Origin of the sequence: Halomonas sp. 707D4 (assembly GCF_024158685.1) — a bacterium.
In the GTDB taxonomy this organism is placed as follows: domain Bacteria; phylum Pseudomonadota; class Gammaproteobacteria; order Pseudomonadales; family Halomonadaceae; genus Vreelandella.
The window spans coordinates 1-7,094 of the sequence record NZ_JAMZBD010000140.1 but is presented as its reverse complement, the minus strand read 5'-3'; the positions used below and the strand labels follow the sequence as shown (position 1 = coordinate 7,094).

Sequence of the window (7,094 nt, the reverse complement as noted above, 5' to 3'; positions counted from 1 at the left end):
GCGGTGGACGCGGGGTTCGTGCCCAACGACATGCAGGTGGGGCAGACCGGCAAGATCGTGGCGCCGGATCTCTACATCGCGGTGGGTATCTCGGGGGCCATCCAGCACCTGGCGGGGATGAAGGACTCGAAGGTGATCGTGGCGATCAACAAGGACGAGGAAGCGCCGATCTTCCAGGTCGCGGACTACGGGCTGGTGGGGGATCTGTTCGAGATCCTGCCGGCGCTCGAGAGCAAGCTGTGATGGCGTGTCCTGCACCGGCCCTGTCTGGGTATTCGCCGAGGCGGCGATTCTTGGCTAGAGTGCAGGGCACGCAGCACCGAAAGGCGTTGACGTTTTAGGTAAAAATCCGCAGCAGCGGTTGAAAAGAGGTAGGGGTGACCGCACCTACTTCGATTGAACACCGACAGTCACTCAAGGAGACGATGACATGGCACATACACTGCCTGAACTGCCCTACGCTTATGACGCGCTCGAGCCGAGCATCGATGCGATGACCATGGAAATCCACCATTCGCGTCACCACAACACCTACGTCACCAACCTCAACGGCACGCTCGAAGGCACCGGTCTCGAGGACCTGGCGATCGAAGAGCTGGTTTCCAACCTCGACCGCGTACCGGAAGCCAAGCGTCAGGCCGTGATCAACAATGGTGGCGGCCACGTCAACCACTCCATGTTCTGGCAAATGATGTCGCCCAACGGCGGCGGCCAGCCCCAGGGTGACGTCGCCAAGGCGATCGACAGCGAGCTGGGTGGCGTCGATACCTTCAAGGAAGAGTTCAAGAAAGCCGCGACCGGTCGCTTCGGCAGCGGCTGGGCGTGGCTCTCCGTCACTCCCGAGAAGAAGCTCGTGGTCGAGAACACCCTGAACCAGGATAGCCCTCTGATGCATGGCAACACGCCGATCCTGGGTCTGGACGTGTGGGAACACGCCTACTACCTGAAGTACCAGAACAAGCGCCCCGATTACGTCGCCGCCTTCTTCGACGTCGTCAATTGGGAAGAGGTCGAGCGTCGCTACCAGGCCGCTATCGCCTGATAGCCCTGCTCTCGCCTTCGAAAGCCCGGCCAATCGGCCGGGCTTTTTCATGTCTCGAGGTTGGTGAGCGAGCTGTTCAAAAGCCTTTGTCGACGACCCCGCGCGGCGCTCGTCGCACGTATGGGTGTATCGGCTCGGTCTTTCGTGTCGGGCGAAATTTTTTGCCTTCATGTACGAAGTGGATAACTTTCATCGGCGATTCATCGAGCGCCGCAACGGCGTTTCAGGGCGTTGAATGCATGCCGAAAACGCTGGTTTTCATCCTCGAATCGGTGCGCGCCCCCGTGGCGTCGCTGGGCATTGTTTGTCAATAAGCTGTGGATGAAAAAATACTATATATGCTTGAATTGATTTTGCCGTGGTCTATATATAGTATTCGTAGTGTCTTTTAAGAGGGTGGGGCACTACATGTGCTCTAGCCTAAAAACGCCGCTATGAAAAGGAAAAAGTAGCCATGGCCATCCAAATCTACAGCAAGCCCGCCTGCGTCCAGTGCACCGCTACTTATCGTGCCATGGACAAGCAGGGTATCGAATACACGGTGATCGACATTACCGCCGAAGACGGTGCCCAGGCGCAGGTCGAGGCGCTGGGCTATCGCCAGCTGCCGGTCGTGGTGGCAGGCGAAGATCACTGGTCGGGCTTTCGCCCGGATCGTATCCAGGCGCTCGCCTGATCCATCGCCATGCTGACGGACGCGCACGCACCGTTGGCTGGCACGCTGGTGTACTTTTCCACCAAGTCAGGCAACACCCATCGTTTCGTCGAGAAGCTGGGGCTTGAAGCGCGAAGGCTGCCGATCGGTCGCGACGAGCCGACACCGCGCATCGAAGCCCCTTACGTGCTGATCACGCCGACCTACGGCGGGGGCGGGGCCCGAGGCGCAGTCCCGATCCAGGTGATCCGCTTCTTGAACGACGAGCATAACCGACACCTCATTCGAGGCGTCATTGCCGCAGGCAATACCAATTTTGGCGAGGCATACGGGCTGGCCGGGCGCATCATTGCGCAGAAATGCCAGGTGCCGCTGCTGTATCGATTCGAGCTTTTGGGCACCGACGATGACGTCGCCAGGGTTCGCAAAGGAGTAGAAGAGTTTTGGAAACGACAAACGTAGTCACGACAAGCCTGGCCGACACCAAGAAGCCGGCGGCGGAGAAGGCGCAGGCGCGTACGCTCGATTACCACGCCCTCAACGCCATGCTGAACCTGTATGGTGCCAACGGCGAGCTCCAGCTCGACAAGGATCGCGAAGCGGCGCGCCAGTACTTCCTGCAGCACGTCAACCAGAACACGGTCTTCTTCCACTCGCTCGAGGAGAAGCTCGACTACCTGGTGGAAGAGGGCTACTACGAGGCCGAAGTGCTCGAGCAGTACACGCCGGCTTTCGTCAAGGCGCTGTTCGAGCAGGCCTACGCCTTCAAGTTCCGCTTCCCGAGCTTTCTGGGCGCCTTCAAGTACTACACCAGCTACACGCTCAAGACCTTCGATGGCAAGCGCTACCTCGAGCGCTACGAGGATCGCGTGTGCATGGTCGCGCTCACCCTCGCTCGCGGCGAGGAGCAGCTTGCCAAGTCGCTGGTCGACGAGATCATCACCGGGCGCTTCCAGCCGGCCACGCCGACGTTTTTGAACTGCGGCAAGCAGCAGCGTGGCGAGCTGGTGTCGTGCTTTCTGCTGCGTATCGAAGACAACATGGAGTCGATCGGCCGCTCGATCAACTCGGCGCTGCAGCTCTCCAAGCGCGGCGGCGGCGTGGCGTTTCTGCTGAGCAACATTCGTGAGTCCGGCGCGCCGATCAAGCGCATCGAGAACCAGTCCTCCGGCATCATTCCGATCATGAAGCTCTTGGAAGACGCCTTCTCCTACGCCAACCAGCTCGGCGCGCGCCAGGGCGCGGGCGCGGTGTACCTCAACGCCCACCACCCGGACATCCTGCGCTTTCTCGATACCAAGCGCGAGAACGCCGACGAGAAGATCCGCATCAAGACGCTGTCGCTGGGCGTGACGATTCCGGACATCACGTTTGAACTCGCCAAGCGCAACGAGGACATGTACCTGTTCTCTCCCTACGATGTGGAGCGGGTCTACGGCAAGCCCTTCGGCGACATCAGCGTCACCGAGCACTACCACGAGATGGTCGCGGACGCGCGCATTCGCAAGCAGAAGATCAACGCACGCGCCTTCTTCCAGACGCTCGCCGAGCTGCAGTTCGAATCCGGCTACCCCTACATCATGTTCGAGGACACGGTGAACCGGGCCAACCCGATCGCCGGCCGGATCAATATGAGCAATCTGTGCTCCGAGATCCTGCAGGTCAATACGCCGACCGAGTACGATGAAAGCCTGAACTACAGCAAGGTCGGTCAGGATATCTCCTGCAACCTGGGCTCGATGAACATCGCCAAGGTCATGGACTCCGGGGACATCGCCACCAGCGTCGACATCGCGATTCGCGGCCTCACCGCCGTCTCCGAAATGAGCAATCTGAAGAGCGTGCCGTCGATCGCCGAAGGCAACGCCAAGTCCCGCGCCATCGGTCTTGGTCAGATGAACCTGCACGGCTTCCTCGCCCGCGAGCACATCTACTACGGCAGTGAAGAGGGGCTCGATTTCACCAACCTCTACTTCTACTGCGTGGCGTTTCACGCCATTCGCGCCTCGAATCAATTGGCCATCGAGCGCGGCGACACCTTCGCGGGCTTCAAGGATTCCACCTACGCGTCGGGCACGTTCTTCGACAAGTACACCGATGAGGCGTGGCTGCCGAAGACCGAGAAGGTGCGCGGACTGTTCGAGCGCAGCGGCATCGCGCTTCCGACCCAGGCCGACTGGGAAGAGCTCAAGGCCTCGGTGATGGCTCACGGCCTCTACAACCGCAACCTGCAGGCGGTGCCGCCGACCGGTTCGATCTCCTACATCAACCACTCCACCTCGAGCATCCATCCGGTGGCGGCGAAGATCGAGATCCGCAAGGAAGGCAAGCTCGGCCGTGTCTACTACCCGGCGCCTTTCTTGAACGAAGAGAACTTCGATTACTTCCAGGACGCCTACGAGATCGGCCCGGAAAAGATCATCGATACCTACGCCGAGGCGTCCAAGCACGTCGACCAGGGGCTGTCGCTGACGCTGTTCTTCCCGGACACCGCCACCACCCGGGACATCAACAAGGCGCAGATCCACGCTTGGCGCAAGGGTATCAAGACGCTCTACTACATCCGTCTTCGCCAGAGTGCCCTGGAGGGTACCGAAGTGGAAGGCTGCGTTTCCTGCACGCTGTAACATCGCAACGACTTGAGAGATTCATGGGATGACCACTACGCAACGCTTATCACGGGTCGATGCCGTCAACTGGAACCGCCTTCAGGATGACAAGGACCTGGAGGTCTGGAACCGCCTGACCAGCAACTTCTGGCTGCCGGAAAAGGTGCCGCTTTCCAACGACATCCAGTCCTGGAATACGCTGACCCAGCAGGAGAAGCAGCTGACCATCCGCGTGTTCACCGGGCTCACGCTGCTGGACACCATCCAGAGCAGCGTCGGCGCGCCGGTGCTGATGGAAGACGCACGCACGCCTCACGAGGAAGCGGTGTACACCAACATCGCCTTCATGGAATCGGTGCATGCGCGCTCCTACAGCTCGATCTTCTCGACGCTTTGTACCACGCGTGACGTCGACGACGCCTTCCGCTGGAGCGAGGAGAACCCGACGCTGCAGGCGAAATCCGAGCTGATCCTCGAACGCTACCGTTCCGAAGATCCTCTGATGCGCAAGGTGGCGAGCGTCTTCCTCGAGTCGTTTCTGTTCTACTCGGGCTTCTATCTGCCGATGTACTGGTCGAGCCACGCCAAGCTGACCAACACGGCGGACCTGATTCGCCTGATCATTCGCGACGAGGCGGTGCACGGCTACTACATCGGCTACAAGTTCCAGCAGGCGCTCAACGAGGCAACCCCAGAGCGTCGCCAACAGGTCAAGGACTACGCCTACGAGCTGCTGCTGGAGCTCTACGACAACGAGGTGCGCTACACCGAGTCGCTTTATGATGCGGTGGGTCTCACCGAAGACGTCAAGAAGTTCCTGCACTACAACGCCAACAAGGCGTTGATGAACCTGGGCTTCGAGCCGCTGTTCCCGAGCAGCGTCACCGACGTCGACCCGACCATCATGGCCGCGCTGTCACCGAGCGCCGACGAGAACCACGACTTCTTCTCGGGTTCGGGTTCCTCCTACGTGATCGGCAAGGCGGTGGCCACCGAAGACGACGACTGGGCGTTCTAGCATGATGGTCGCAAGCGACGCCCCGCTTCAGACGCTGCGCATCGCCGCGGCGATCGTCGTGAACGCGAAGGGCGAGCTTCTGCTGGTGCGCAAGCGCGGTACGCGCTATTTCATGCAGCCCGGCGGCAAGATCGAGCCCGGCGAGCCAGCCCGCGAGGCGCTGGCGCGCGAAATCGAGGAGGAGCTCGGTGCACGCGTGGTGCCGTCTCGCCTTGCGTACGTCACGCGGGTCGAAATCGAGGCGGCCAACGAGGCGAACACGCTGATCGACGCCGAACTCTTTCGCCTGACGCTCGATGAGCGCGTCGAGGCGGCGGCGGAGATCGCGGAAGCGGTGTGGGTGGCGCCAGGGCAAGCCCTGACACTCGAGCTTGCACCACTGACGCGCGAACACGTTCTGCCGCTCACACTCGACTGAAGCGGCTCGGCGCCGGTGTCTCGTCGCTTGAAAGTCTGCTAGGCTACGCGCCTGCCCATCGACGGGCAGGCGCTTTTGCGTTTGAAACGAATCCTCAAGCCATTGATAGCGATATGTGATCCCTGGTATGGATCACCACTGCGCTCAAGGAACATCCGAATGCCCATTGTGACCCTGCCCGACGGCAGTCAACGACCCTTCGACGAACCGCTTTCCATCATGCAGCTTGCCGAGTCCATTGGCCCTGGTTTGGCCAAGGCGTGCGTTGCCGGAAAGATAGACGGTGTGCTGGTCGATGCCGCCGACATGATCGAACACGACGCGGACGTGGCGATCATCACCGCCCGCGACCCGGAAGGCGTCGAGATCATTCGCCACTCCTGTGCGCACTTGATCGGGCATGCGGTGAAACAGCTCTACCCGGACGCCAAGATGGCGATCGGTCCGGTGATCGAGAACGGCTTCTACTACGATATCGACTTCGGTCGTTCGGTCACGCCGGAGGACATGGAGGCGATCGAGAAGCGCATGCAGGCGCTGATCGACCAGGAGTACGACGTGGTGCGCGAGTACGTGGATCGCGACAAGGCCATGGCGACCTTCGACAGCCGCGAGGAGCCGTACAAGCAGGAGATCATTCGCGACATCCCCGAAGGCGCCACCATTCGGTTGTACCACCACGAAGAGTACACCGACATGTGCCGGGGCCCGCACGTGCCCAACACCCGCCACCTGAAGGCCTTCAAGCTGACCAAGCTGGCCGGTGCCTACTGGCGGGCGGACGCCTCCAACGCGATGCTCACGCGCATCTACGGCACCGCCTGGGGCGACAAGAAGCAGCTCAAGGCGTACATGAAGCGCCTCGAGGAGGCGGAGAAGCGCGATCACCGCAAGCTTGCGCGCAAGCTCGACCTGTTCCACATGCAGGAAGAGGCGCCGGGCATGATCTTCTGGCACCCCAACGGCTGGGCGCTGTGGCAGCAGGTCGAGCAGTACATGCGCGGCGTCTACAAGGCCGGTGGCTATCAGGAGATTCGCTGCCCGCAGATCATGGACGTGTCGCTGTGGAAGAAGTCCGGCCACTGGGACAACTACGCAGACGGCATGTTCTTCACCGAGTCGGAGAAGCGCGAATACGCACTCAAGCCGATGAACTGCCCGGGCCACGTCCAGGTGTTCAACTCCGGGCTTCGCAGCTACCGGGAGCTTCCGGTGCGCTTCGGCGAGTTCGGCGGCTGCCATCGCAACGAGCCCTCGGGCGCGCTGCACGGCATCATGCGCGTGCGCGCCTTCACCCAGGACGACGGTCACGTCTTCTGCACCGAAGCCCAGGTCGAGCCGGAGGTCACGAG

General features: G+C 61.2%; 8 protein-coding genes. All 8 read left to right on the top strand.

Annotation, left to right across the window (positions count from 1 at the left end):
• Nucleotides 1–243, top strand: a 243-nt coding sequence (locus tag BIS11_RS07975) for an FAD-binding protein (protein WP_253585898.1), incomplete at its 5' end; no start/stop codon positions are given.
• 187 nt (nucleotides 244–430) lie between these two features.
• Nucleotides 431–1,042 carry a superoxide dismutase gene (locus tag BIS11_RS07970; RefSeq protein ID WP_253418210.1) on the top strand — a complete coding sequence of 204 codons (612 nt, stop codon included), beginning with the start codon at nucleotides 431–433 and terminating at the stop codon, nucleotides 1,040–1,042.
• 454 nt (nucleotides 1,043–1,496) lie between these two features.
• Nucleotides 1,497–1,718, top strand: coding sequence for a glutaredoxin-like protein NrdH (gene nrdH, locus BIS11_RS07965; RefSeq protein WP_227391347.1), 222 nt, complete (start codon nucleotides 1,497–1,499; stop codon nucleotides 1,716–1,718).
• Nucleotides 1,719–1,727: 9 nt separating this feature from the next.
• Nucleotides 1,728–2,159, top strand: coding sequence for a class Ib ribonucleoside-diphosphate reductase assembly flavoprotein NrdI (gene nrdI, locus BIS11_RS07960; protein ID WP_253418213.1), 432 nt, complete (start codon nucleotides 1,728–1,730; stop codon nucleotides 2,157–2,159).
• Between the two features lie 11 nt (nucleotides 2,160–2,170).
• A complete protein-coding gene (nrdE, locus tag BIS11_RS07955) occupies nucleotides 2,171–4,324 on the top strand; it encodes a class 1b ribonucleoside-diphosphate reductase subunit alpha (RefSeq protein WP_367399036.1) in 2,154 nt (717 codons plus the stop codon).
• Between the two features lie 28 nt (nucleotides 4,325–4,352).
• Complete coding sequence (gene nrdF, locus BIS11_RS07950; protein WP_253418219.1) at nucleotides 4,353–5,324, top strand: class 1b ribonucleoside-diphosphate reductase subunit beta; 972 nt, start codon at nucleotides 4,353–4,355, stop codon at nucleotides 5,322–5,324.
• A gap of 1 nt (nucleotide 5,325) precedes the next feature.
• Nucleotides 5,326–5,742, top strand: a complete 417-nt coding sequence (locus BIS11_RS07945) for an NUDIX domain-containing protein (RefSeq protein WP_367399035.1) — start codon at nucleotides 5,326–5,328, stop codon at nucleotides 5,740–5,742.
• Between the two features lie 159 nt (nucleotides 5,743–5,901).
• Nucleotides 5,902–7,094: threonine--tRNA ligase (gene thrS, locus BIS11_RS07940; RefSeq protein WP_253585897.1), on the top strand; the 1,193-nt coding region annotated here is incomplete at its 3' end.